The sequence below is a fragment of the Enterococcus sp. C76 genome, assembly GCF_040886985.1.
GTDB lineage: Bacteria > Bacillota > Bacilli > Lactobacillales > Enterococcaceae > Enterococcus_B > Enterococcus_B lactis.
Map to the genome: position 1 here is coordinate 237,518 of NZ_JBFOEY010000005.1, position 25,176 is coordinate 262,693.

25 protein-coding genes and 1 tRNA gene are annotated in these 25,176 nt (G+C 37.8%); 7 read left to right on the forward strand and 19 right to left on the reverse strand.

All coding sequences use genetic code 11. From position 1 onward, the window contains the following. Positions 1–2: 2 nt before the first annotated feature. From racE to AB3I00_RS08830, 5 genes are all read right to left on the reverse strand, one after another. On the reverse strand, positions 3–824 hold the full coding sequence (gene racE, locus AB3I00_RS08810; RefSeq protein WP_123838196.1) for a glutamate racemase: 822 nt from the start codon (positions 822–824) through the stop codon (positions 3–5). Between the two features lie 161 nt (positions 825–985). Then, a complete protein-coding gene (locus AB3I00_RS08815) occupies positions 986–1,642 on the reverse strand; it encodes an amino acid ABC transporter permease (RefSeq protein ID WP_002292958.1) in 657 nt (218 codons plus the stop codon). A 15-nt stretch (positions 1,643–1,657) separates the two neighbouring features. Beyond that, positions 1,658–2,305 (reverse strand): amino acid ABC transporter permease, encoded by a 648-nt coding sequence (locus AB3I00_RS08820; RefSeq protein WP_002288038.1) that lies wholly within the window; start codon positions 2,303–2,305, stop codon positions 1,658–1,660. Between the two features lie 12 nt (positions 2,306–2,317). Continuing rightward, positions 2,318–3,133, reverse strand: a complete 816-nt coding sequence (locus AB3I00_RS08825; RefSeq protein ID WP_002309411.1) for a transporter substrate-binding domain-containing protein — start codon at positions 3,131–3,133, stop codon at positions 2,318–2,320. Positions 3,134–3,146: 13 nt separating this feature from the next. Then, positions 3,147–3,884, reverse strand: coding sequence for an amino acid ABC transporter ATP-binding protein (locus AB3I00_RS08830; RefSeq protein ID WP_002288042.1), 738 nt, complete (start codon positions 3,882–3,884; stop codon positions 3,147–3,149). A gap of 253 nt (positions 3,885–4,137) precedes the next feature. Here AB3I00_RS08830 and trpS point away from each other — a divergent pair, with 253 nt between their 5' ends. Continuing rightward, complete coding sequence (gene trpS / locus AB3I00_RS08835) at positions 4,138–5,148, forward strand: tryptophan--tRNA ligase (RefSeq protein WP_010732683.1); 1,011 nt, start codon at positions 4,138–4,140, stop codon at positions 5,146–5,148. 167 nt (positions 5,149–5,315) lie between these two features. Here trpS and pheT read toward each other — a convergent pair whose 3' ends face one another. From pheT to AB3I00_RS08865, 6 genes are all read right to left on the reverse strand, one after another. Beyond that, the gene (pheT, locus tag AB3I00_RS08840; RefSeq protein WP_368025063.1) at positions 5,316–7,736 is read right to left on the reverse strand and encodes a phenylalanine--tRNA ligase subunit beta; all 2,421 of its coding nucleotides are present in this window, start codon (positions 7,734–7,736) and stop codon (positions 5,316–5,318) included. A gap of 4 nt (positions 7,737–7,740) precedes the next feature. After that, the gene (pheS, locus tag AB3I00_RS08845; protein WP_002315104.1) at positions 7,741–8,784 is read right to left on the reverse strand and encodes a phenylalanine--tRNA ligase subunit alpha; all 1,044 of its coding nucleotides are present in this window, start codon (positions 8,782–8,784) and stop codon (positions 7,741–7,743) included. Positions 8,785–9,095: 311 nt separating this feature from the next. Next, a complete protein-coding gene (locus tag AB3I00_RS08850; RefSeq protein ID WP_002292948.1) occupies positions 9,096–9,437 on the reverse strand; it encodes a helix-turn-helix domain-containing protein in 342 nt (113 codons plus the stop codon). Between the two features lie 68 nt (positions 9,438–9,505). After that, positions 9,506–13,228, reverse strand: coding sequence for a helicase-exonuclease AddAB subunit AddA (gene addA / locus AB3I00_RS08855; protein ID WP_368025064.1), 3,723 nt, complete (start codon positions 13,226–13,228; stop codon positions 9,506–9,508). Next, complete coding sequence (locus AB3I00_RS08860; protein WP_368025065.1) at positions 13,225–16,752, reverse strand: PD-(D/E)XK nuclease family protein; 3,528 nt, start codon at positions 16,750–16,752, stop codon at positions 13,225–13,227. Before AB3I00_RS08860 ends, addA begins: the two co-directional genes overlap by 4 nt. Positions 16,753–16,932: 180 nt before the next feature. Next, positions 16,933–18,399 carry a peptide MFS transporter gene (locus AB3I00_RS08865; protein ID WP_002309423.1) on the reverse strand — a complete coding sequence of 489 codons (1,467 nt, stop codon included), beginning with the start codon at positions 18,397–18,399 and terminating at the stop codon, positions 16,933–16,935. Positions 18,400–18,785: 386 nt separating this feature from the next. Between AB3I00_RS08865 and AB3I00_RS08870 the strand changes: the two genes are divergently transcribed. Further along, a complete protein-coding gene (locus AB3I00_RS08870) occupies positions 18,786–19,382 on the forward strand; it encodes a nitroreductase family protein (RefSeq protein ID WP_368025066.1) in 597 nt (198 codons plus the stop codon). A 55-nt stretch (positions 19,383–19,437) separates the two neighbouring features. Here the strand turns inward: AB3I00_RS08870 and AB3I00_RS08875 are convergent, their stop codons facing one another. Both AB3I00_RS08875 and AB3I00_RS08880 read right to left on the reverse strand, forming a co-directional pair. Continuing rightward, positions 19,438–19,920, reverse strand: a complete 483-nt coding sequence (locus AB3I00_RS08875) for a hypothetical protein (protein ID WP_002315109.1) — start codon at positions 19,918–19,920, stop codon at positions 19,438–19,440. 105 nt (positions 19,921–20,025) lie between these two features. Next, positions 20,026–20,223 carry a hypothetical protein gene (locus AB3I00_RS08880; protein WP_002315110.1) on the reverse strand — a complete coding sequence of 66 codons (198 nt, stop codon included), beginning with the start codon at positions 20,221–20,223 and terminating at the stop codon, positions 20,026–20,028. A 294-nt stretch (positions 20,224–20,517) separates the two neighbouring features. On the opposite strand from AB3I00_RS08880, the gene AB3I00_RS08885 reads away from it, so the two are divergent. From AB3I00_RS08885 to AB3I00_RS08895, 3 genes are all read left to right on the forward strand, one after another. Beyond that, the gene (locus tag AB3I00_RS08885) at positions 20,518–21,276 is read left to right on the forward strand and encodes a C39 family peptidase (RefSeq protein ID WP_070769870.1); all 759 of its coding nucleotides are present in this window, start codon (positions 20,518–20,520) and stop codon (positions 21,274–21,276) included. A gap of 59 nt (positions 21,277–21,335) precedes the next feature. Beyond that, positions 21,336–21,764: a hypothetical protein gene (locus AB3I00_RS08890; protein WP_002329143.1), complete on the forward strand. Its 429-nt coding sequence runs from the start codon at positions 21,336–21,338 to the stop codon at positions 21,762–21,764. A 45-nt stretch (positions 21,765–21,809) separates the two neighbouring features. Further along, a tRNA-Gln gene (locus AB3I00_RS08895) sits at positions 21,810–21,882 on the forward strand. A 147-nt stretch (positions 21,883–22,029) separates the two neighbouring features. Here AB3I00_RS08895 and AB3I00_RS08900 read toward each other — a convergent pair. Next, positions 22,030–22,401 (reverse strand): YxeA family protein, encoded by a 372-nt coding sequence (locus tag AB3I00_RS08900; protein ID WP_002315113.1) that lies wholly within the window; start codon positions 22,399–22,401, stop codon positions 22,030–22,032. Positions 22,402–22,616: 215 nt separating this feature from the next. On the opposite strand from AB3I00_RS08900, the gene AB3I00_RS08905 reads away from it, so the two are divergent. Then, positions 22,617–22,805 (forward strand): hypothetical protein, encoded by a 189-nt coding sequence (locus AB3I00_RS08905; RefSeq protein ID WP_002292937.1) that lies wholly within the window; start codon positions 22,617–22,619, stop codon positions 22,803–22,805. A gap of 91 nt (positions 22,806–22,896) precedes the next feature. Here AB3I00_RS08905 and AB3I00_RS08910 read toward each other — a convergent pair whose 3' ends face one another. Both AB3I00_RS08910 and AB3I00_RS08915 read right to left on the reverse strand, forming a co-directional pair. Further along, positions 22,897–23,085, reverse strand: a complete 189-nt coding sequence (locus tag AB3I00_RS08910) for a hypothetical protein (protein WP_002288067.1) — start codon at positions 23,083–23,085, stop codon at positions 22,897–22,899. A gap of 23 nt (positions 23,086–23,108) precedes the next feature. Beyond that, positions 23,109–23,372, reverse strand: coding sequence for a hypothetical protein (locus AB3I00_RS08915; RefSeq protein WP_002292935.1), 264 nt, complete (start codon positions 23,370–23,372; stop codon positions 23,109–23,111). Between the two features lie 157 nt (positions 23,373–23,529). Here AB3I00_RS08915 and AB3I00_RS08920 point away from each other — a divergent pair, with 157 nt between their 5' ends. Further along, positions 23,530–23,787 carry a hypothetical protein gene (locus AB3I00_RS08920; protein WP_002292934.1) on the forward strand — a complete coding sequence of 86 codons (258 nt, stop codon included), beginning with the start codon at positions 23,530–23,532 and terminating at the stop codon, positions 23,785–23,787. Positions 23,788–23,856: 69 nt separating this feature from the next. Here the strand turns inward: AB3I00_RS08920 and AB3I00_RS08925 are convergent, their stop codons facing one another. The 3 genes from AB3I00_RS08925 to AB3I00_RS08935 all read right to left on the reverse strand — a co-directional run bounded on the left by AB3I00_RS08925 (position 23,857) and on the right by AB3I00_RS08935 (position 24,968). Then, entirely contained in the window at positions 23,857–24,048 is a 192-nt protein-coding gene (locus AB3I00_RS08925; RefSeq protein ID WP_002315115.1) for a hypothetical protein, read from the reverse strand. Positions 24,049–24,190: 142 nt separating this feature from the next. Continuing rightward, positions 24,191–24,511: a hypothetical protein gene (locus tag AB3I00_RS08930; RefSeq protein WP_104876013.1), complete on the reverse strand. Its 321-nt coding sequence runs from the start codon at positions 24,509–24,511 to the stop codon at positions 24,191–24,193. Positions 24,512–24,533: 22 nt separating this feature from the next. Further along, on the reverse strand, positions 24,534–24,968 hold the full coding sequence (locus AB3I00_RS08935) for a universal stress protein (RefSeq protein ID WP_002292929.1): 435 nt from the start codon (positions 24,966–24,968) through the stop codon (positions 24,534–24,536). Between the last annotated feature and the right edge of the window lie 208 nt (positions 24,969–25,176).

Here is a 25,176-nt window from a genome sequence, read left to right on the forward strand (position 1 = left end):
CCTTATTCTCCTCCCAATTCAATATGATCTACATTTAGGTGTCCGATTCCAAGCCAGTCTTCAGCTATTTCTTGGAAAAGTTTAGCAGATCCTGTTGTATAAAACTGACATAATGTCCGTCCATTTTGCGGTGAATTGCTCAAATTGAAATAATCGAGTAGCATAGATACTTCACCTACTGTTTCTGCTCCAGAATCGATCAGTTGAACATTTTCCCCCACTACATTTTGAATGATGGGGCGTAATAACGGATAATGGGTGCATCCCAAAATCAATGTATCGATTTTTTTAGTCGTTAACGGAGCTAATGTTTCTGCCACGATTTTTTTTGCCACAGATGAATGGTATTCATTACTTTCGACAACTGAAACAAATTTTGGACAAGCAAGACTTGTCACAGTCAATTCTGGCACTTTCTCTTTCAATGCTTTTTCATAAGCTTGACTTTTTACCGTACCAATCGTACCGATAATGCCAACTTGTTTATTTTGTGTTTTTTTTACTGCCGCTCTTGTACCGGGAAGGATCACACCGATGACTGGAATAGAAAGAGCAGCTTTGATTTCTTCTAAAGCAACCGCAGTTGCGGTATTGCAGGCAATCACTAGCATCTTGATTCCTTGCTCCACCAGATAATCCGTCATTTCCCAAGTATACTGGATTACCTGTTCCGCAGGTCTAGGACCATACGGGCAGCGTGCTGTGTCTCCTACAAATAAAATATTTTCATTCGGTAATTGTTTCAGGGCTTCTTTCACTACAGTCAAGCCGCCGACACCTGAATCAATAAATCCGATAGGGCGATTATCTGTCAATCGTATCATCCTTTTTTTCAATAAATTCTATCTTCCCTATTGTGTACTTTTTAGCGTGAATTTTCAAGTGCTCTCACTTGCTTAAAACAATCAAAATCTCTTTTTTTCGAATGGAAAGAGGAAAAGCGGTTGTGACTTTAGTTTGCCACAACCGCTAAAAGAATCATCTATTAATAACTGTACCGTCTCTTTTCCAAGTAACCGGAAAGCAGAGAAAGCGCGTAACACACCACGAAGTACATAAGTGTCATGATGATGAACATCGGAAGCACATAATTGGTATTCTGTCCATAAATAATACGTGCCTGATGAGAAAGTTCAGGTAAAGAAATGATTACTGCTAATGAAGTATCTTTTATCAGTGAAATCAATTGGCTCACAATTGCCGGGATCATTGATTTGAATGCTTGCGGCAAGACGATCGTCCGCATTGTTTCTACATAAGTCAGTCCTGTTGACAATCCTGCCTCCATCTGCCCTTTCGGAACAGCATTAAGTCCTGCTCGGAAAATCTCCGACAGCATAGCTGATTCAAAGATCGTTAATGCTGCAACAGCGGACCAGAAGATGTTCATCTGGATGCCAATCTGAGGCAAAGCAAAATAAGTGAAGAAAATGATCAATAATAATGGAAGATTTCGTATGATATCGATCACAATACCAAGGATTTTGGACAAGAAAGGGATATTCGCAAAACGAATCACACCTGTCAGACCACCAATCAAGAAACTGAAAATGATCGAAAACAATGAAACTTCAACAGTAACCTTTAATCCTTCCAATAAAAAACGGACATTCATCCATGAAAAAGCGCCGCTAAAATCCATGTATTTCCCCTCCTTCTATGAACGAACCGCCCATTTTTTCTCAAGATAAACCATTAAGTAAGATAACGGCAGCGTGATAACTAAGTAAAACAACCCAACGATGATATACGTATCGAAGGTATTGAATGTTTCACTGGCAATCAAATCTCCTTGATACATCAAATCCAAACCAGCTACGATTGCTAAAATAGACGAGTTTTTCACAAGATTAATAAATTGGTTGCCTAATGGCGGAATAACGATTTTGAATGCTTGGGGCAAAACAATATAACGCATAATTTCTGAATAGGTAAATCCAGAAGACAATCCTGCTTCTGTTTGGCCTTTTGGTACAGTTTGAATCCCTGAACGTACTGTTTCAGCAATAAAAGCGGATGTATAGATAGTCAAGCCAATCGTCCCTGCTTGGAATCCGTCTAGATTAAACCAATAAATAGGTACGACAACATAAAAAAACATCACGATGATCAATAATGGAATGTTTCTAAAAAATTCTACATATGCCTTTGCTAAGGCACTTACTACTTTATTCTTTGATAATTGGAAGATTGCCATCAACGTTCCGATAATCAAACTAAACACAAGTGCTAAGACACTCGAAAACAATGTGATCTTGAACCCGTCGACAAAGATTGGTCCATAAGTCTGTATCAATTCGCTCATTGCCTCTCCCCCTTACTCTACTTTTCCTTCAGTTTCGTTTGGAAACCATTTTTGATAGATTTTATCGTATGTGCCATCTGCATGCATTTCCTCTAGCGCTTGGTTAACAGCTTTCAAGAAGTTTTCTTGTCCTTTGTTGATCGCAATTCCATAAGGCTCATTAGTAAACGTTCCGCCGACTAACTCGTACTCTGGATTTTCATCTGCAATCCCTAACAAGATCGCATTATCCGTAGTCATTGCGTCTCCCTGGCCAGATTGTAACGCAGTAAATGCTTCTGCATAATTTTCCAATTCCAGAATGTTTGCATCTGGTGCATGCTGTCGGATATTCGCAGCCGACGTAGAACCTTTGACTGCTAGAACTGTTGTAGAAGCATTCAAATCATCTACACTTTTGATTTGGCTTCCCTTCTTTACCAACAAAGCTTGGCCAGCATCGAAATAGACATCTGAAAAATCGACTTGTTTTTTTCGTTCATCTGTGATCGTCATCGTCGCAATAATCGCATCGATGTTTCCGTTTTTCAATAACGGGATCCGCGTTTTAGAAGTGACTTCAACAAATTCCGCTTTTCCATTCTCACCAAGGATCTTTTCAGTGATTGCTTTTGCAATATCTACATCAAATCCTTGTACGGTTCTGCTCTCAATATCCATCATTCCAAATAATCGAGTATCATATTTGACACCCCAGATGATTTCATTGGTAGATTTGCTTCGCTCTAAAATATCTTCATTTGCCAACCCATTTCCTTTACATCCGGCTAGTGCAAGAAAAGCAATGCCTAAAAGGAAAATCAGGCGTATTTTTTTAAACCTGCGCATCTTTTTCCTCCTATCAATGATTGATAACTTTACTGATAAATTGCTGTGCTCGGACTTCATTTGGATTTTCGAAAAAGTCTCTCACATTTCTGCTATCTTCCAATACTTCTCCGTCAGCCATGAAGATGACACGATCCGCAACTTCTTTGGCAAAGCCCATTTCATGCGTCACGACAATCATTGACATGCCGTCATGCGCCAATTTTTTCATGACGTCCAATACATCACCAATCATTTCCGGATCCAAAGCAGAAGTAGGTTCATCAAACAGCAGCATCTCAGGATTCATCGCTAAACCTCTGGCGATTGCCACCCGTTGCTGTTGTCCACCGGATAACATGGAAGGATAAGAATCTTTCTTATCTAACATATTGACAGTTTTCAGAAATTTCTCCGCGTTTTTGACTGCAGTTGCCTGGTCTTGCTTTAACACTTTGATTGGTGCTAATGTAATATTTTCCAGAACGGTTTTATTAGGATACAAATTGAAATGCTGGAAAACCATGCCGATATTCTTTCGGACTTCTGTCAACTTTGTCTTTTTATCATGCAAGTCAGTATCATTAATTAGTAGCTTACCTGAAGAAATCGTCTCTAATCCATTGATACAGCGAAGCATCGTGCTCTTTCCTGAACCAGAAGGACCAATGACAACGACAACTTCTCCTTTCTCGAATTCGAGATTGATATTTTTTAATGCGTGGAACTTGCCATAATATTTATCCACGTGATCAAATTTAATCATTGCCATAGAATTACACTCCCATTATTATTTAGTAAGATTTCTTTTAAAGATGTATAATAAAATACATTATATCTGATAGTTTAGTAATTTGTAAAGTTTCTTAGAACGTTTATTCTCCCATAAATATTTCTTTCATTTCTAATCTATTAGTTATTTTATCCTCTTTCCTTGTTTTTTCCTTAGGAACTGTTGTTTCTTGTCAGGAAAAACGGTAAGATATTAAGTGCTCAGACTTACAAATCGTAAAGAGGTGTCTTTTTTGAAAAATATTATTTTAACGGGAGATCGACCAACTGGGAAGCTGCATTTAGGGCATTACGTCGGTTCTCTAAAAACCCGAGTGGCTATGCAAGCAGATGAAGATAACCAACTGTTTGTCATGATTGCTGACATGCAAGCCCTGACCGATAATGCTAAAAATCCTGAGAAGGTTTCATCAAATGTCTTGCAAGTTGCTTTAGACTATTTAGCCGTGGGATTAGATCCTGCAAAATCTACTTTATTTATCCAATCACAAATTCCGGAATTAGCTGAGTTAACCATGTATTATTTGAACTTAGTCAGCGTAGGACGCGTTCGACGCAATCCGACTGTCAAAACAGAAATCGAACAAAAGAAATTCGGTGAAAGCGTGCCTACAGGATTCTTTATCTATCCTGTTTCTCAAGCAGCAGATATCACTGCATTCAAAGCGAATCTCGTACCTGTTGGCGAGGATCAAAAACCAATGTTAGAGCAGACACAGGAAATCGTACAAAGCTTCAATCATACATATGGTGAAGTCTTGGTGGAACCAAAAGGCGTATTCCCACCAAAAGGAATGGGTAGATTACCTGGAATCGATGGAAATGGCAAAATGAGTAAATCGTTAGGAAACGGTATTTATATCTCCGATCCTGCCGATGTCTTACAGAAAAAAGTCATGAGTATGTATACTGATCCAAACCACATCCATGTACAAGATCCTGGACAAGTAGAAGGGAATATGGTCTTCACCTACTTGGATGTATTCGGAACAGATAAAGAAGCAATTGAAGAAATGAAAGCTCATTACCGCCGCGGCGGACTTGGCGATGTAAAGATCAAACGATACCTCATTGATGTATTGGAAGCTGAATTTGCACCGATCCGCGCGCGCCGAGAAGAATTGGAAAAAGATCCTTCAGCTGTTATGGAAATCTTACGTAAAGGTAGTGAAGAAGCTGCTAAAGTAGCTGCACAAACACTTTCTGAAGTAAAATCAGCAATGGGGATCAATTACTTCATTTAATTCATTTACTCTAAAAAACAGGCTGTAAAGGCCTGTTTTTTTATCTCGTCTCTGTGCTATTCCTTTTTTAAAATCAAAAAAGAGATATGACAAACTTGTGTCACATCTCTTTTTCAAATGAATAGTCTTCAAAAGCTACTTGATCGTTACTTACTATACTTTCCCTCTTAGCGAATACTTGCCTCTAGGTTTTCTATCAACGCTTTTTCGACTTTTTCCATCGCTTTATTGATTTCTTCATCTGTCAATGTTGCTTCAGGATTGACGAATGTCAGGCTATAAGCCATGGATTTATGTCCTTTTTCGATGTTTTCTCCTTGATAGACATCAAATAATTGGATATTTGTTAAAAATCTTCCAGCAGCAGAATGGATAACTTCTGTTAATTCCTGATTTGTCACAGTTTCTTTTACAAGCAAAGCGATATCTCGGCTGACTGCTGGGAATTTTGTCACTGCTTCAAAAACGATTTCTTTTTGGGCAGCTTCCACTACAGCAGATAAATCAAACTCAGCAACATATGTTTCTGGAATATCATAACTTTTGGCAATTGTCGGATGTACTTGACCGACAAAACCGATGAATTGTTCGCCAAGGTAAATCGCAGCAGTTCTTCCAGGATGCATTTCTTTTATTTCTGTCACCGTTTGATAATGGATATCTTCATGGATACCTAGTTGTTCAAATAAGTTTTCTAAAAGACCTTTGATGGTGAAAAAGTCTACGTTTTGTGCTTTCGTCTGCCAATCTTTTTCTTCCCAAATACCAGAAATAGCGATTGCTGCATGTTTTATTTCTTGCGGCAGATGTGTGCGCGGATCATTTTCTTGGAAGAATACTCGACCGATTTCATATAAAGCAATCTCTGTATTTTTTCGAGCAGTGTTATAACTGATATCATCTAATAGTCCGCTGATCAAATTCATTCTTAATACAGAACGTTCTTCGCTCATTGGCCAGTCCAAACGTGTAATATTACTTTCTTTTATAACAAACTGTCTTGATTTTTCTTCTGTTGTCAATGCATAACTGATGGCTTCGCTCAATCCGCTTCCTTCAAAGATTGTACGAATTTTACGAGTAGTTTCTTGTTCTTTCGACAAGCTTCCAGCAACCGTTTCTCCACTTGGAAGAGTAGATGGCAACTGGTCGTATCCATAAATACGAGCAACTTCTTCGATAATGTCTGCTTCGATTTGGATATCCCATCGTCTTGGTGGTACGACTACGGAATAAACATGATCCTTTTCTTCATAGCTAAATCCAAGTGCTTCAAAAATCTCATTTACTTCTTTAACGACAAGAGATGTTCCTAAATATTGATTGATGCGTTCAAGTGAAATCTTCACTGATACGTCTTCTGCTTTGATTTCTGAACCTTTGACCGCACCTTGTAGAACTTCCCCACCTGCAAGAGAAACGATCATTGCTGCAGCAACCTCACTGGCTTCTCCAACAGTTGCATGGTTGATCCCTTTTTCAAAGCGTGCAGAAGATTCGCTACGCAAATTAAATTGTTTTGCTGTACGACGGATCGAAATTGGATCAAACAAAGCAGATTCCAGTGCCACTGTTGTTGTTTCATTCGTAATCTCTGAATCTAATCCACCCATGACACCAGCCAAAGCAACTGGTTCTTTGCCATTAGTGATGACAAGATTGTCAGTTGTCAATTCCCGAGATTCTCCATCTAACGTGACTAATGTCTCATTTTCTTTTGCATGACGGACAAGGATCTCATTTGATTTCAATTTGTCGTAGTCAAATGCATGTAGTGGTTGTCCGAATAAAAGCAAAATATAGTTCGTCACATCTACTACATTGTTGATTGGGCGGATGCCTTCATTCATCAAAAGATTTTGCAGCCATTGAGGACTTGGTTGGATGTTTACTCCTTCAATGATGCGGATTTGATAGGCAGGAACGACTTCTTTATCTTCAACTGTCACTTTGATTCTATCGCTAGCAAGTTGTGATGATTCTACTAATTTCTCGTCATCAAATGTAGGCGTCTGACGATAGATTGCCCCAACTTCGTAAGCTACGCCACGCATTGACAATGCATCTGCACGATTTGGTGTGATAGACAATTCAATGATCGAATCATCCATATCTAAATAAGGAAAAACTGGATCGCCATTTATAGCTTCTTTTGGCATATAATAGATACCTTCAGCGTATTCTTTCGGTATAACACTGTCTGAATAGCCAATTTCTTGTAACGAGCAAATCATACCATTTGATACTTGACCACGCATTTTCCCTTTTTTGATCTTCACATTTCCAGCAATCCGTGAGTTAGGAAGCGCAACGATCACTTTGATTCCGACCTTCACATTAGGCGCTCCGCAAACGATTTGAGACAGTTCGTCTTCACCAATATCGACTTGACAAATAGAAAGGTGATCAGAATCTGGATGTGGTACACATTCCTTGACTTCACCGACAACGATTTTTTTCAAGCCTTCTTCTGGAACCGTGATTCCCTCGACTTCGATTCCTGTTACAGACATTTTATCCGCTAATTCTTTTGGTGTTACATTCGATAAATCCACATAACGATTAAGCCATTTATATGAAACTAACATCTTCTTACTCCCCCTTGAACTGACTTAAGAAACGTAAGTCATTTTGATAGAAATTACGGATATCATTCACTCCATACCGCAACATAGCTACGCGGTCTGGTCCAAGGCCGAAAGCAAAGCCTGAATATTCTTCTGGATCGATTCCTGACATCTTCAACACATTCGGGTGCACCATGCCAGCTCCTAAAATCTCGATCCAGCCAGTGTATTTACATACGTTACAACCGGCACCACCACATTTGAAACAGCTGACATCTACTTCTACTGATGGCTCCGTAAATGGGAAATAACTTGGACGCAAACGGATTTCACGTTCTTCCCCAAACATTTTTTTCATTACGACTTCTAATGTTCCTTTAAGGTCGCCCATCGTGATGTTTTTATCAACAACTAGCCCTTCAATTTGATGGAACTGATGGCTGTGGGTCGCATCATCTGTATCTCTGCGGAAAACTTTTCCTGGCGAGATCATTCGTAGAGCACCCTTAGAGAAATCATGCTTTTCCATTGTTCGTGCTTGGACTGGTGAAGTATGTGTCCGAATCAATATCTCGTCTGAAATATAGAAAGTATCTTGCATGTCCCTTGCCGGATGGTCTTTTGGCAGGTTCATCCGTTCGAAATTGTAATGGTCAGACTCTACTTCGTAACCTTCTACGATCTGATACCCCATACCTACAAAAATATCTTCAATTTCTTCCATGATTTGCGTCACGATATGACGTGTACCATGCTTTACTTTTCTACCAGGCAATGTCACGTCTACTGTTTCTTTTGCCAAAGCTGCATTTAACGCTTCTTCTTCTAATACTTGTTTTTTTCGCTCTATTTCTTCTGTCAAAAGGTCTCGGATCTCATTTGCGAAACTTCCGACTTTTGGACGTTCTTCTGGACTTAGATCTTTCATCCCACGCAATACTTCTGTGATCGGTCCTTTTTTTCCTAACGTTTCAACACGTATTTGATTTAATTCTTTTAAATCTTGTGCCGCCGTGATTTTGACGATTGTTTCTTCTTTCAAGCTCTCTAATTGTGCTTGTAAAGACATGTGCTTGTTCCTCCTTTAAATTCCAAATACAAAACAAAAAGACCTCATTCCTGTTAAGGAACGAGGTCTTCGCGTTACCATCCTAATTTGCGGATAAATAAACTTACACCGCACTCTTACTTCGTTAACGACAATTGCCGGTCTGATAATGATCAGACGAACTCGGAAAGTGAACTTCATTTTTCAAACACAGGACCTGTTTTCAGTCTGTGACAGATCTCCCTGAACTGGTTTAGCCAAACTACTCTTTTTCGTCATCGTTCTTTTACTTATTCGTATGGACTATAGTTTACAAGATTTTTTTTACAAAATCAACCGCATTCTTCCTCTGTGACCCATTTTTCGCTCCAAACTTGTATTTGACGCATTGCTTTTTGCAAGTCTGCTCCTTTTTCAGTCAAGAGATATTCTGAACGGCTTTTTTCACTACAGGCAATGTTTCGAGTGACTATTCCTTCTTTTTCTAATTCCTTCAAGCGTTCGACCAATACCCGATCACTAACCATCGGGATTTTTGCCGCAAGCTCGACAAAGCGTTGCGGACCATTTTCGAGTAGTACATCGATAATCAATCCGTTCCATTTTTTTCCTAAAATAGAGAACGTTTTTTCAAATTTAGGACACAAAACGAATTCTGTCTGTGTTAGCTCCATCATACTCACCTCTTCCCAGAGTATAGCATAATCCTTACAAAACATAAGTCAAGTTTGCTCAATTATAATTATTTATTAATGTTTATGATTCGTTTCACCCGAAGTAAAATTAGGAAAACATTTTCTACAGGTTTATTCAGTGCTTCTGTCATTGCTTGTTGGTAAAGTCTTAGCTGTCCTTGATATTTTTGGACGATCGCGTCTATTTCTGCTGGATCATCCGGATGTAAAACGAAATCTGTTTTAAAATCATAGATATGGAGATGATCTTTTTCTTCTAAGTATCCATCGACGATTCCGTGGATCAATAGCTCATCTTCCTGATTTGGATAGTCTTGAAATACTTCATCAGCAGAAAGCAGCATGGAAAAAGGTTGTTCCCGTTTTACGTTTTCTTTGTTGGCAATCAATTGTTGCCCAAGTTCTGTTTGAAAGAACCATATAATAGAAGAAACATCTACTTTTTTTGCGACCTTTTCGTCTATTAACCGTTTCTTTACTAATTCCTGCAACTTTTGATTGATGCTCTCTGTAGTTGGCATCTCTAATGGCAGCAATTGCAATAAAGCATGGGTAGCTGTTCCAACAGCAGCTGCCGACACTTGCCGATCTTTTTGTAAAAATTTTGGTTCTGCTAGTTGTTCTTGCGTATAACGGAATTGACGAGATGCTGCCTTTGTCTGACTACTTTCCAGAGTCAAACGTGATTCTTGTGTATCATCTGGATCTTCGAATAATCGTTTGATCTCAGATACAGATTGATAACTTGTGGTTTGCGAAGAAGCCTGATAAGGATATTCATAGGCTAGACGTTTTTGTAACGAATCTGCTAATACAGTTTCCTTTTCTTTCATCTGCTGATCTAAGTTAACCAGTTCTTTTTCAGCAAGCAACTGTCTTTGTTCAATGATTGTTTGCTGATTCATCCATGAAATAGAAAACTGTGCATTTGAATCTTGAAGGAGAGAAGTCGAAACTTCTTCCTCTAAGTATTTCTGCATTTCAGGATGACGGATCAATCCGTAACCAATCCAATTCATCAAGCTGCTTCTGCCCTTCAAACGTAGCGCAGGATCAAAAACCAACTCCTCATGATCAGCTGCTTCAGACCACGTTTGGATCATTTGCTCTTTATTTTTATAGGAACCGACAATGAAAAGCTTTTGTTCTGCCCGAGTCAATCCTACATACAATTTACGCATTTCTTCCGACAACAATTTGTTTTGCTTTGCCAATTTGATGGCTTGAAACGGTAACGTATCATATAACACCCGTGTTTCAGGATCCATATAGCGAATACCTGCTCCAAGTTTTTCTTCAAAAGCATACCGATTGCGCAAGTCTTGTAAGTTAAATTCTTTCGTCATATCTAACAAAAATACAACTGGAAATTCCAAGCCTTTACTTGCATGGATCGTCATTACGCGAACAGCATTATCTTCTATTGAAATGACTGGTTCTGCTAAGTCTTTATCTTTTTCTTGCATTTTTTCAATGAAACGCACGAACTGATATAATCCTCTGAAAGAACTTTGCTCGTATGCTTTGGCACGATCGACCAATGCATAAAGGTTGGCTTGTCTCTGTGCCCCTGCTGGCAGACCGACCACATACTCTAGATATCCCGTCTCATAATAGATATCCCATAACAAGTCAGTGATCGAAGAACGGCGAGCAAGTTCTCGCCAATGATCTAGTTGTTTGCCAAAATGTTCCAACTTAGCCGCTAATTCATCTTCGTTTGATGCTTGATAAGCAAGCACAGCATCATAGTAAGTATGTGCACGGTCGGCTAGTCGGATGCTGGCTAATTCTGGTTCTATCAAACCCACGACTGGCGAACGCAATACAGCCGCAAGCGGAATATCTTGATAGGGATTGTCAATTAATTGTAGCAGCGAGATCATCGTGCGAATTTCTGTCGCTTGAAAATAATTTTGAGCATCATTCATCTCCAAAGGAATATCCAATGTTTTGAAAATCTCTAAAATTGTTAAGTTGTTCTTCTTTGTAGGTGTCAAGAGAACAATGTCTTTGTACTCTATCGGACGACTTTTCTTTGATTTTTTATCATAAATCATAAAGGAGGAATCAATTAATTGACGAATTTTTAGTCCTGTCATAAAAAGTTCGCCTTCTGTTTTGTCTTCCAGTATATCGTCCGTCGGAATCTCGATCTCTGATTCTTCCTGTTCTTTTTCATAGATCATGATTTCTGGCTCAAACTGTTCATTCTCCGGAAAGTCTGAGAATCCCTGTATCAGTTTGGCTGCTTCGTCATAATTGATTTGACCTACTGCTGGATCCATTAGTTGTTCAAAAATAAGATTCGTAAAAGAAAGGACTTCTTTTCTAGAGCGGAAGTTCTCAGCCAAAACGATCCGACGTCCGCCTTCTTTCTTTGAAAAATTCTCGTATTTCCCGATAAATAAACTAGGATCTGCTAAACGGAAAGAATAAATGGATTGTTTGACATCCCCAACCATAAACATATTTCCTTTTGTATCGTCAGGTTCTCTTAGCCAGTATAAAATGGCTTCTTGTAATTGGTTCACGTCTTGATATTCATCTACCATTACTTCTTTGAATTTTTTTCGATAATGTTTTGAAGCTTCACTTGGCAGCCATGCATCTTTCGTTTTTTCTGTGAGAATCTGCAACGCTAGATGTTCCAGATCATTGAAATCCAACACACCTTTTTCCCGTTTACGCATACTGAAACCGTCCATAAAGCTTTGCGTGACTTTTGTCATTTCTTCGACTAACGGTAGTGCTTTTTCCGTTAATTCTTCTATTTGGCTTGGTGAAACAGGAAAGTAACTTTTACTTATCTGCTGAATCAATTTTTTTGCTTTATCCCTCATGCCCTTGACTTCATTGGATATTTCTTTCAATTCTGCTTTACGACTGCTCTTAAAAGTTGAAAAAGTCAGTTGTTCCAAACTAGCATAAGCTTCTTCTAACCGATCTTGCGAGAAAGCTTCATAGATATTTTTGATCTGCTGTTGTTCTCCGGCCACTTGCTCATGCATTTTTTCTAATCCTTCACCTTGTGCTAACTGAGTCATCTGTTCATATAATTGTACACATTGGTATATATCTGCCAAAACTAAAGGACGGATTTGTTCTTGATATAATCGAGATTTCGCTAGCCCCTCAGTCAAACGATAATTATCGCTTAACTGTTCTAGCCATTTTTGGGGGTCAGGGTTGGCACGGGCAAACTCATAAAGAGAAAACACCAGATTCGTCAAGCCGTCATCTGAACGATCATTAGAAAAGTTCATTGTTAATTGGAAAAATCGTTCATCATTTTCTGCATAAAGTGCTTCTCTCAGCTCGTCCCACACATCCTCCTTCATCAAGATCGTTTCTGTTTCATCTGTTAACATGCGAAAGACCGGATCAATATCAATTAAGTAATAATAACGTCGAATAACTGTTAGACAAAAAGCATGTAAGGTTGAGATATTCGCTGTGGGCAATAAAACTAACTGCTTAGTAAAATGCTGTCTTCGTACAGGGTCGCTTTCGCTGTTGACCGCTTCTTGTAATGCCTCTTGAATTCTTTCTTTCATTTCTCTTGCGGCTGCTTCAGTAAATGTCACAATCAGTAATTCATCGATATCAAAACCCATTTTTAATTTTTCAATCACTCTTCGAACAAGCACTGTAGTTTTACCTGATCCGGCAGACGCAGAGACTAACAAATTATCTCCTTGATCGAAAATCGCCTGCCACTGATCATCTGTAAATCGTTCATTTTGCGGTTTTAAAGGAATTTGATTCACTCTTCTTCACTCCTTTTCAATATTCTGCGCAGTGCTTCTTCCTTATCTATTTTCTCCAGACGGTGGTAATTATTTTCTTTCAGCATTACATCAAACGTACAGATGCTTCTGAATGGACAAAATTCGCAGGCAATTCGCTGTTTATCTTTATAAGCTGGGTTCAGCTTGATTTCTCCGGAAGTGATTGCATCTCCAGCTAACCGCATATTTTCCCGATTATGCGCCATGAATAGTTGCAGTTCTTCTTCCGTGAAAAATTTATCTTTGCTGAAACTACCTTTTTGGTATTCATCTTTCGCATTTTTTTTCACTGGATAGATCAGTGATTGTTCTTTTGCTTCCAGTGAATGATCTAGTACTTCTAAAAGAGCGGGATCATCGACAAAAACGCCATCATAACTAAATTTTTTCAATGTATTCTTCTCTACATCATCTGTCTCTGTCAATACAGGATTATGAACATGTAAATAATATGAACCTGCTGGTTTAACAGCCGCCTTTCCAGTCAAACGTACCGCATCCATCAATGCTACGTCTAGATACGTCAATAATTGCATAGCCATGCCATAATAAGCTTCTGTGACATCAAATGAACGTCCACTAGATTTGTAATCAATAACGCTTAACCAAGTGTCTTCTTGTTCAGAAGCTACATCAATCCGATCGATTTTTCCTCGAACGTGGAGTTTACCACCATTACTCAACGGTAATTCCAGACCTGTGATACCTTTTGCTCCAGCAATCTGACCAAATAAAATCTCCGTCTGAAGAGGATGCATGCCCGTATTTTTGCTCTGTTTGTGCAAAGCCCATGCCACTTTTTGAATCGTCTGTCCTAATTGATAGCGGATATAGTTCATTCTTGCAGAACTATCCAATATCTCAAACCGAAGTTCTCCGAACACTTCTTGCAGCACTTTTTCAGTAAAGTCTTTACGCTGCGCATCGGTCATATTCACTAAGGATAATTGGTTTGAAAACAGTAGCTTGAAGAAACGATCCAATGATTCATGATAAAAATCACCTGTTGCTGCGGGAGTCAGACCATAAACAGTTCGTTCTTTCAATTTCAAACCAAATTGCATGAAGTATTTGTATTCACAATTATAAAAATTCTCCATACGTGAAATCGAAGTATAAATTTCTTTTCCATAAAGCTCTTCCGCCATTTTTTCTGGCATCGAAACAGGCACATTCAAATGTTCCTGACTTTCAAAGATTTGTAAAGCAAAATTGCGCCATGAGGAATTCAGTACTAATTCTTTGAGCTTTTGCCAATGCTTTGGTACAGGTTTCTTTTCATCTAAAGCTAATCGATAAATCCTATTGACTGTATTGATTCCGCTTCTGTAAGTTCCTACATAACAATCAGGATCGCTTTCGATCGTCAAATGCTCTTTTCTCTCGACGGGAACTGATAAATATTCTGTGATTCTGCGCAAATAAGGAGACATCTTCAGTGAACCATCTGTGTCATAGCTTTGTGCATAGCTAAGATATAATCGATCCGTTCCGGAAAGAAAAACAAGGTAGGCTTGGAAAGGCTCAAAAGAGATACTTTCTTTGGATGGGTCGAATAAAAACTGTCCATCTGGCAAAGCTTGATTTAATACTTCTCGTTCTTCACTGGACAACAATCCTTTTGTTTCTTTACGGTCTGGAAACACTTGATCATTCAAACCTAATGCAAAAGTGACGGCAGCTTGATTCGGTCGAACTAATTCCAAACGGTTGATTCGCACTTGGTCGATTGCGGTAGGGATTTTACCATAACTTAGATTTTCTAGACCACTCGTAATGATTTCTTGGAACAGTGACCAGTCAAAAGCCGATTCACCATAAATGACTACATATTCATCCAGCAGATCAATCAGCGCTCCCCATGTCTGCTCATGGTTTCTTGCCGCTTCTAAGTTTCCTCTATCTACTTCCTGATTACGCCAAAACAATAATTGTTGCTGTACACCACTTTGGATCAAAAATTGATAAAAAACATTTGCGGCCGCTTGTCCTGTTTTGCTTTTCTTTATTTTTTTAAAAAATGCAGGTACAGATTTCTGAAATAATCGTCTAATCGTATTTGACTGTTCTTCCAGATGCTGTACGTCTTCAATCTGCTCTGCTTCAAAATCATACGCTACAAACTGCCAATCTTTTTCACGCGTCCAGTAAGTGCCTTGATAATTATAAGCAAGTGCGACATTTTCTGTGATGTCCAATTTTTTCCTGAATTCATCTCGTTCTTGTTTCCATTCATCCAGTTCGGTTTCTGTTTCCATCGATAGGAACAATTCCGTCTTGAAAAAACGCATAATATCACTTAATCGATAAGAATAACGGTCAAGAGCGAACAGACTGTTGATCCATTCAATCAGCGGATGATTTTCCATCATTTGTTCTTCATCGATATAAAAAGGAATCGCCATTTCTTGAAAGATTGGTCGAAGAATATTTCCATATAAGGACATATTTTTTGTCAGTACTTGGATATCACGATAACGGTAGTTTTCTTCACTGACTAGCCGTCTGATTTCAACGGCTAACTGTCGGACTTCCTCAGTTGGATTTTCAGCTTCCCACAAATGGAGAGCCTCTTGTTCCCCTAATTTGTGGACGGTTGCTTTCTTTTGGCTGGAAGTCTCTTCCCACATCGTTTGCAGCAACTGCAGCGCTGTCGGACGATTCTGCTCTGGCGCAAAACGATCTACTAATATAGGGACTTTCCGTTCTCTCGCACTTTGAAAAAGACGGAAATAAAGCTTTCCAGTCTCATGAAAGAGCGTAAGTACTTCTGGAAGATCCGCTGTATAAGGACGATCCAACAATAAATCGACAACTAATTGCCCCTTTTCCATCATTGCCTGCAGTAATTGATACTCTTGCCCATTGATTCGGGAAAAACCGCTGACGATAAATTTGACGTTGGTGAAATCTTGTGTCTGCATATAATTTGCTAGTATAGCCAGTGCATCTTCATTTGATAGGGCACGTTCGGTCAATTCGCTGTCATAAGCTGAAAAAATCAGCTTCAAGTCTTTCATTTTAAGTTGCTGGTCTTCTGCATTCGGTGAATCACCAAATAAAAGCATCAAGTCTTCCGGTTGAATATTCCCTATGCGCAATTCACTATAGAGTTCTTGCAATTGGCGAATAAATCCTCTTTTATTGATTTCTCCGCGAAAGATCGTTAATTCTTCCTCATGTTTTTCTAAAATCTGTCGCAAGATCATCGCAGATCCGGATTCTGATAACTCATTTCCTGTAAGAAGGGTTGTCTGTTGCAGCAAATACCAAGCCAGACGGTAAAAACTGAATACTTGAACATTTGTTGTGCTGAAAGCTTTTTTCCCACTTCTTCTTCGCATCTCCGCTAAAATTTCTTGTTCCTGTTCGAATTTGCTGTAATTGGGAACAAGGAAAAATACTTGGTTGCTTGCATCCTGGTCGAGCCAAGCTGACGCTTCGTCGATCAAGACTTGACGGTGATCTTTTTTCCCGTTTCCAAGAATAAATTGTAAAGACATGCTTTTCCTCCTTCAACACATGATACGGTGCTTCTTTATTATATCAAAAAATACTGAACATTTGTTCTATATTCTTCAAATTATATACTTTTATGGTTCTGATATTTCTATCTTTTTTGAGTATACGCAAAAAGACAGGAATCGCTACAAATAAGCAATTCCTGTCTTTTCGTGAGTTGATTAATGGATAGATCCCATTAGTTTTTTGATTGGTTCTTTCACAGTAAATAGCAAGATACCACCAACGATTGCTACTGCACCGATAATACCGAAGTAGGCAGATTCTGTTCCCGGTGTGTAGAAGCGTGCAATTTGTGCATTGATTGCTTGTGAAGAAGCATCAGCTAAGAACCAAATAGCGATTGTTTGTGATTCAAATGCTCGTGGTGCTAATTTCGTTGTTACAGACAAACCAACTGGTGAAAGACACAATTCAGCAATAACCACGATGAAGAAACTTCCTAACAACCACAATGGACTTACTTTTCCACTTGTCCCATAAAGCATACCTGGCAACATCAATAGTAAGTATGATAATCCTGCAAACAAAAGACCAAGAGAGAATTTCACTACTGTAGATGGTTGGCGTTTGCCAAGTTTTGTCCACATTGTTACAAATACCGGCGTCAAAATAAAGATGAAAATCGGATTCAATGATTGATACCAGCTTGCTTGGATCGTCACACCAAATAGTGTAGATTGCGTACGTTCACTAGCAAATAAAGCTAAGATAGATGAACCTTGTTCTTGTAATGACCAGAAAATGATTGCTGCAAGGAATAATGGGATGTACGCCCATACTCTTGGTTTTTCTTCAGCAGTTACATCTTTTGAAGTCAACATTTTGATAAAGTAATACAACGGTAAGATAATCCCCAATACACTGATTGTATTGACAAAAAAGTCGATTGTCAGATGACCAGTTAATTGTGCCCCACCGAATACTGCAACGATAACAACAAGTGCGATGATCAAGTTACGGATGAATCCTTTACGTTCCTCAGTTGTCAAAGGATTCGGCGGTGTAGTACCCACTCCGTCTAATGTCTTGCGTCCTTGGATGATGTATTGTAATAATCCAAAGAACATCCCAATAGCAGCTAAAGAGAACCCTAAATGGTAGTTATATTCTTGACCGATTGTCCCAACGATTAGTGGTGCTAATAATGCTCCTAAGTTGACACCCATGTAAAAAATCGAAAATCCTGCATCTCTTCGCAAATCAGTCTTTGAATAAAGATGTCCGACCATGCCAGAAACGTTTGGTTTCAAAAAGGCGGTTCCGATAATAATCAATGCCATTGAAACAAATAATGTACTTACACCAAATGGTAAAGCCAAGACGATGTGTCCAAGCATAATGAAGACTCCACCAAAGAATACAGTGCGTTTTGCTCCTAACACTCGGTCAGATACCCATCCGCCGACGATACTAGACATATAGATCAGCGATCCGTATATCGACATGATAGCTAATGCTGTTGCTCGTGGTAATCCAAGTCCCCCGTTGGCAACTGTATCGTACATATAATAGATAAGTAATGCACGCATACCATAATAACTAAATCGTTCCCACATCTCAGTGAAGAACAAAGTTGACAATCCCTTCGGCTGCCCGAAGAAGCCCTTGTCTTGCTGTTTTTCCATAATCTATACCCCAATTCTTTAAATTTTCAGAAAATATTATACATCTTTACCGAAAAATTTAACTAAAAAACTTATTTAAGAAATATAAACTAATTTTCTATAAAAACAAGTAATTTTTAATGGCAATATCATAAAAAAAAGAAGATAGAGATTTAATAATTATATATCAGCTGTTTTTTTCAAATAAGCAAAAATTCCTAAAACACAGCAATGAAAGCGATAACCAAGAAAATCCTTTTCTGACGATTTCCCTTATTAAAATTGTTTTTTTAACTTCGCTTATTTTTTGTGAGCATATCTGTTTACTTACTTTTTGTAAGATGATATACTTCATTTCGTAATCAATTAAAAAAACGCAAAACGCAAATCAAAGGAGAAATTTTATTATGACAACTTTTACTGACACTTTAAAAAAACGCCGTTCAATCTATCATCTAGGACGTAACGTTTCACTTTCTAATGAAGAATTGACAGCTTTGATCAAAGAAGCAATTAAAGAAAGCCCAACTGCTTTCAATGCTCAATCAACACGCGCGGTTATTCTTTTCGGAGACGCACATGAAAAACTTTGGGAAATCACTGAAGAAGCACTTCGCCCATTGACTCCAGCAGAAGCTTTTCCAAATACACAAAACAAATTAGCTGGTTTCAAAAATGGTTATGGTACAGTATTATTCTTCAAAGATACTGACGTGGTAAAAGGTCTACAAGAACAATTTGAATTATATGCAGACAACTTCCCAGATTGGTCAGAACAATCAAACGGAATCGCAACAGCGAACACTTGGGTAGCATTAGTTGATAAAGGATTGGGCGCAAACCTGCAACATTACAACCCAGTTATTGACGAAGCAGTTGCAAAAGAATGGAATATCCCTTCAAACTGGAAACTACGTTCACAATTAGTATTCGGTTCACCAGAAACACCAGCTGGGGAAAAAGAATACATGAACGATGCAGATCGCTTCCGTGTATTCGGATAATTTTACTTGAAAAAAACAGAGGTTGTGACAAACATCTTGTCGCAACCTCTGTTTTTTATTCTGGATCGATCATGATATCGATCTCCGCCTCATCGTTCAAGCGTTGGGACAAAAATGGAACTAATTCTTCTAATGATGCAGAAAATTTCAGCATCGGTCCCCGCCACCCGTTTCGGAAAAAATTCATTTTTACAATTTTGGAACCTTTTGGTTGGTACAACACGATTTTATTGATTTCAGAAAAAGGAACACCTTTTTTATCAAAGCTATTCAAGACAAGCCCTTCTTCTGTAATTCCTCGACTGTCCAACAAAAAACTAATAAAAATCATCGCTGACAAAATCCCTTTTGCCAATTCATCTGCTGTAGGCTGACTGATGAGTGTGTACCAAATGACTAGTACTACTAAGAATGGTATGACCAAGTAGACCCATCGATTCCGAACAGTCCGATAAATAATTTCTTTTCGCACCAGCCAAAGAAATAAGAACATAACAACAACGAATAAAAACAATAGGACCGTAAAAAATGTTACCATGACAACTCGCCTCGCTTTTTCTTCTCCTGAAAACAGGAAAAGAATACTGATTTACCTTCTCAAAGAAATTGGACTTGCAGCACGCCGCACGTCCAATTATTTTCTTTATTCAAATGTATCATATTTTGCAACAACCATGCTTGCTTTTTCATCTAATAACTCTTGATCCTCTGCAGCACATTGGGCAACTTTGACCACGGCACAGTTTGTCATTTTTGATACAACTTCACCAACGACCGTTTTTGTAAAGCCAATTGGTTTGCATGCATATTGTTCTCCTAAATTAATCATTTCTTCCGTCATCAAAATCCTCCTAAACTGCTGGAACTTTTCTCCATATTACAATTGCTATTTTTTGGAGATTTAACTATTTGATTTTTTGTTTACAGTCAAAAATCAACCTTACAGGCATTATAGCGTACTGTTTTCGTTTTCACAATTAAAACAGCTGTTGTATCTAGAAGAATTTTTTCTAAAATAATAAATAATATTCCTCAAAAACTGATTATTTCTTACATATTTAAATAAAATACTTCCCTTCCCAATAAAAATACACTTATAATAGGAAAGATAAACAGCTGAAAAGGGAGATTTCCAATGAAGAAAAAAACATTAAAAAAACTATTGTTTCTAGGAGGTACAGCTACTCTTTTATTAAGCGGTACAAGTTATTACCTACATATCCATTCTCCAGAACATACAATGAATACTACACAAAAAAGTTCAACACAAAAAACGAAAAAAACAAAAGAGAAAGCAGAAGTTTTGCTAGATGTTCCATTAGAGAGCCAGTTTGACTCTCCTTCTCTAGAAAATGGCTGCGAGGTCACTTCGCTTTCCATGCTTTTATCTTTTTATGGTTATGAAACGACTAAAAACCAGTTAGCTGAACAATTGGATTACGTCCCTGTTTTCAATGCAGATGGGACTCATGGCGATCCTAATGAAGGATTTGTTGGAGATATCAGTGGCGGAGACTGGGCTATGGGCGTCTATGTCCCTCCTATTGCCTCTCTTGCTCAACAAATCGTCCAAACGGATTATCATACTTTTCCAAAAACAGACGCTCAACTAGATGATATCAAAAAAGCTCTATCTAAAGGAAATCCTGTATGGACTTCCGTGACTATCAATTTTGAAGTCCCTGATGAAACTGATTTTATGACTTGGACAACAAACAACGGAGAAGTAAGAGTCACTCCACTTGTTCATGCTTGTGTAGTCACTGGATACGACAAAGAGAATATTTACGTCAACGACCCCTATGGCGTAAAAAATCGAGCAGTACCGATCAATGATTTTTCGGCCATTTTCACTGCAATGGGCGGACAAATGCTAACTTTGGAGAAAAGCTAGTAATTAAAGTAAAAATCCCTTATACTCTAGATACCGAACCTTTGAAGGGAGCACAGATAATGGAAAAATTCACTCATAAAAAAATGGATCCAAATGAAATTCCGATTATTTTTGTCCGTGACCGCAAAGGAAATGTTCAAGGTAAAGTTTCTATTAATGAGTGGAACGAACGGCGCAGACCTGCTACCCTCAATGAACTAGAAATCAAACTGTATCGTCAAGCTCTTGTCTATTATGGAGACCAAGAGTATGGAAAAGCAATCGATTTATTAAAATTTCTAATCGCTCGAACAGAGTACACCCACTTTGAATATATCGAGCGTTTAGCAAACATTTACCATATCATGAATGAACCTGTCAAAGAATATCAGTTGCTTGACTCCGTCTTGTCAGTAGCAGAGCGGATTGCCCTTCCTGCTGGACTGGAAAAGAAACTAGTGCGTCGCCTTTTACGAGTAAAACAACAACTATCTGATCAAGAAAAATAACTTGCGTTTTTTTAGAAAAGTGCTATGATTATTTTGTTGAATAAATGGGATGTAGCCAAACTGGTAAGGCACTTGACTCTGAATCAAGCAATTGTAGGTTCGAACCCTGCCATCCCAATTTGATGAGCTTGTTGATAAGAAATGAACCCCTGAAAAAAGAATGATCTTTTTTCAGGGGATTTTGGAATATTTTTATTATTTATTATTTAGTTTACATAATTTTATTATAATCAACAATTAAATCTGTAGCACTCATACAGTAGATTTAGCCAATAATTGCTAATGCTTTTTCCGGAACTTTTTCTCTAGGAACTTCTTCATACGTTTCTATGTGTGCTCCTTTATTGCTGATTTTCAAATAATGATTTTCTTTTAACACAGAAAGTCCATTAAATTCAATTGTTCGTTCTTCCCCATCGGCATTAGCAGCTTTTTGAACATACCTTGCCGTTCCATGTTCATTTACTTCCTCTGGTTTTTGTGTTTTTACATAGACCTCACCTTTTTCAACTAATGGATTTAGTTGGTCAAGTATACCAGGGATTTCCCCGTAACTTCCTTCAGTATAGTATTTCAGTCCAAATAGCAAAATACCACTAATCGCCGCCAATCCTATCAAATATTTAATCACTTTCATCTTTCTACCTCCTTGTTATATATCCAGTATATGGGGCAATTAGAGAAATTCCATCCGTCCTAAGTTGGAGATTTTTCTCCTACTTTAGAAGCGAGAAACAAGTGTTTTTTTAGCAAAAATGATCGTTATTTGATATTATGGTGATGTGGATAATTTAGATTTTCTCGCTTTATCCATGGAAAAAAATCAAGTTGATGGCAAAGGATGTGTTCAAAATGAATCAAGAAGAATTATTTCAAAAAGTCAAGGAAATGATAAAAGGCGGCAACTTCGACGGCGCAAAACGATTTATCGAAGAACATAAAGAACAACTAGGTCCTTACAAAGAGAAAGCACAAAATCTTCTAAAAGACGTAAATATCGACAGTGTGAAAGACAAGTTCAAAAATCTATTTAATAAGTAGGAATTTTCATTTGTGGAACACCGTTTGTCCAGAAGAAGGGACTGTGACACGACTTTTGTCACAGTCCCTTGTTTTTCCTGAATCATCCTTACTAAAATAAGCGTGTCGGATCATAGTGATAAGTCACATTGCCGTTCAGCGATGCTTTTCCTACCACATATTTACGATTCTCCAATTTCAGCCATGCTTCTCGAAAAGCCATCAATTCTTCTCTTTTTACATCGATTTTTTCGATTTTTCCATCAATCAAATCTTGGATAAGTTGTTCATATGGATTCATTTTTTTCCTCCATTTACTGTTAATCAATAAGTTGTAAAAATAGGTTCATATGCCTTTTTAGTATCCAGATCTTCTCTGACTTTGACTGTCGTATAAATAATTTTTTCTACTGGGATACTATAATAACTACCTTCACCGTTATTGAATCGGTGAACGTCTTTCTTTGCTAAAATACCATTGATTTTATTCGTCAGTACACGTTGTTCGACACTATTGCTTACAACATAGTAAATCACCCGAATATTATTGATTAAATGCAAATCGATTTCTAACACTACATGATCCATGAAAATTCCACTCCTTCTTTCACTTTGATTATAGCAATTTTCCCCTATAAATTCAAAATCAATACATATTTTACTGGATAAATCCATAGAACTGCTTGCGCCTTCACGCACAAAGTGTTATTTTGTATCTTGGACTTTATTTATTGGAGGCAATAGTATGATCGCGATCGGTCAGTTCGTTTTTTATATTCCTTTTTTTATTATGCTAAGCATTCTTTTCTATTACATAAAATGGACGAAAAAGAAGTTTTCAGTTTTACTGGCCTCTTTACCTGCCGTATATTTTACTTATCAGATTTTTTCTTTTAGACATTGGGAAACAACATCTGTATTAGTGATACACATCATCGAATTGACGCTTGCAGTAGTTTTTCTAATCATTTGGATCTATTTTTTATATAAAAATCAGAATTGAATCCTAGCAGTTTCAAAAGAAAACGATTAAAGATCAGCAGAGATTTGCTGTATCTTTAATCGCTTTTTTCTATTCTGTGATACCAAAAAAATGTTTGAATCGATGAAGAAGCGTTCCTTGTTTTAATTCTATAAATTCTTGTGCAATCGGATATTTTTCTTCCAAATTTTCTTTGTTCTTTTCAATCAGACTTTTTGCTTCTTCATATTTTTTATCTGCACATAATACTTTTACTTCCTGTAAAACTTTTCCTGCTTCCATTTACCTCACCCTCTTGCCTTTTTTATGGCTTTAAGTTTGATTTAAGCTATACGCATTATTCTATATTCATCCCAAATAACCTTTTTTCATTTTTTACTCCTCGAACCAATCAGTTTTCTAAAGACTGATTGGTTCATCTTTTTTATTTTTCATCCATTTTATGCTGCTCTTCTGCTAATTTGTCTAATGTTTTAATGGATGTGACAGTTTTCGCATAATCATAGCTGTATAATTCTGTAAATTTATCAGGCAGAACAAACCACGCTGGATGGTAGCCGTTCGCAGTGATCGGGAATCCTTTGTCTTGTTGATTATCTCCATCCCACCTTACAGCAACACCTTTTTTTCCTTTCCACTTTATTAAAGCAATCGAGTATCCTTTTTTTGTTTGTGTGCCGTCTTCAATAATTGCTAAAATTTCTATTTTTTCTTTTGGTGCACGAACTTCTTGAGGGCGAACCATTTTCTATTCCTCCCTTATCTAATTACTTCACGACCAATACACTGCAAGGGGCATGTGAAACGACATAAGAAGCGGTCGATCCGACTAGTGCTTGTTGTATAGCTCCTTTTCCTGTCGCTCCCATAACGATCAAATCAATATTTTCTTGTCCAGGGATGACATTGGCAATCAAATTTCTTGGATCTCCAGTTTCAACTATTGCATGGATCTCAGCAATGCCGAACTCTTTGGCATCATTGATTTTTTTCAGCATGGCTACTTCTGTTCTTTGTTTTTCATCTGCATAGATTTTTGAAAAGGCATAGGCACTATGGGTCAGCTCAACTTTGTTGATGATTGACACGATAAATAAGTGGGCTTCATTGTCCTTTGCTAAGTCAAGGGCTTCAGCGAACGCTTTGATCGATTGTCTTGATCCGTCAACTGCTACCATGATGTTCTGGTATCTCTTACTCATTGGAACCGCCTCCTTTTTCTTTTATTGTAACATCTCAAGCAAAAATACAAAAAATATACGCAATGTGTAAATAAAATGATGATTAATAGCAATTTTTTTCAAGTTATTTATACATTTCTGTTCTCATCAGAACACTTGTTCTAAACCTATCATTTCTGCATTATGTGGAATTTCTCATCATTTTTCACATGAGATGAACATCATTCTG

Coding starts and splice junctions, on each gene's coding strand:
- racE (WP_123838196.1), bottom strand. CDS start 824: ATGATACGATTGACAGATAATCGCCCTATCGGATTTATTGATTCAGGT.
- AB3I00_RS08815 (WP_002292958.1), bottom strand. CDS start 1,642: ATGGATTTTAGCGGCGCTTTTTCATGGATGAATGTCCGTTTTTTATTG.
- AB3I00_RS08820 (WP_002288038.1), bottom strand. CDS start 2,305: ATGAGCGAATTGATACAGACTTATGGACCAATCTTTGTCGACGGGTTC.
- AB3I00_RS08825 (WP_002309411.1), bottom strand. CDS start 3,133: ATGCGCAGGTTTAAAAAAATACGCCTGATTTTCCTTTTAGGCATTGCT.
- AB3I00_RS08830 (WP_002288042.1), bottom strand. CDS start 3,884: ATGGCAATGATTAAATTTGATCACGTGGATAAATATTATGGCAAGTTC.
- pheT (WP_368025063.1), bottom strand. CDS start 7,736: ATGTTAGTTTCATATAAATGGCTTAATCGTTATGTGGATTTATCGAAT.
- pheS (WP_002315104.1), bottom strand. CDS start 8,784: ATGTCTTTACAAGCACAATTAGAGAGCTTGAAAGAAGAAACAATCGTC.
- AB3I00_RS08850 (WP_002292948.1), bottom strand. CDS start 9,437: ATGGAGCTAACACAGACAGAATTCGTTTTGTGTCCTAAATTTGAAAAA.
- AB3I00_RS08860 (WP_368025065.1), bottom strand. CDS start 16,752: ATGTCTTTACAATTTATTCTTGGAAACGGGAAAAAAGATCACCGTCAA.
- AB3I00_RS08865 (WP_002309423.1), bottom strand. CDS start 18,399: ATGGAAAAACAGCAAGACAAGGGCTTCTTCGGGCAGCCGAAGGGATTG.
- AB3I00_RS08870 (WP_368025066.1), top strand. CDS start 18,786: ATGACAACTTTTACTGACACTTTAAAAAAACGCCGTTCAATCTATCAT.
- AB3I00_RS08875 (WP_002315109.1), bottom strand. CDS start 19,920: ATGGTAACATTTTTTACGGTCCTATTGTTTTTATTCGTTGTTGTTATG.
- AB3I00_RS08880 (WP_002315110.1), bottom strand. CDS start 20,223: ATGACGGAAGAAATGATTAATTTAGGAGAACAATATGCATGCAAACCA.
- AB3I00_RS08885 (WP_070769870.1), top strand. CDS start 20,518: ATGAAGAAAAAAACATTAAAAAAACTATTGTTTCTAGGAGGTACAGCT.
- AB3I00_RS08890 (WP_002329143.1), top strand. CDS start 21,336: ATGGAAAAATTCACTCATAAAAAAATGGATCCAAATGAAATTCCGATT.
- AB3I00_RS08900 (WP_002315113.1), bottom strand. CDS start 22,401: ATGAAAGTGATTAAATATTTGATAGGATTGGCGGCGATTAGTGGTATT.
- AB3I00_RS08905 (WP_002292937.1), top strand. CDS start 22,617: ATGAATCAAGAAGAATTATTTCAAAAAGTCAAGGAAATGATAAAAGGC.
- AB3I00_RS08910 (WP_002288067.1), bottom strand. CDS start 23,085: ATGAATCCATATGAACAACTTATCCAAGATTTGATTGATGGAAAAATC.
- AB3I00_RS08915 (WP_002292935.1), bottom strand. CDS start 23,372: ATGGATCATGTAGTGTTAGAAATCGATTTGCATTTAATCAATAATATT.
- AB3I00_RS08920 (WP_002292934.1), top strand. CDS start 23,530: ATGATCGCGATCGGTCAGTTCGTTTTTTATATTCCTTTTTTTATTATG.
- AB3I00_RS08925 (WP_002315115.1), bottom strand. CDS start 24,048: ATGGAAGCAGGAAAAGTTTTACAGGAAGTAAAAGTATTATGTGCAGAT.
- AB3I00_RS08930 (WP_104876013.1), bottom strand. CDS start 24,511: ATGGTTCGCCCTCAAGAAGTTCGTGCACCAAAAGAAAAAATAGAAATT.
- AB3I00_RS08935 (WP_002292929.1), bottom strand. CDS start 24,968: ATGAGTAAGAGATACCAGAACATCATGGTAGCAGTTGACGGATCAAGA.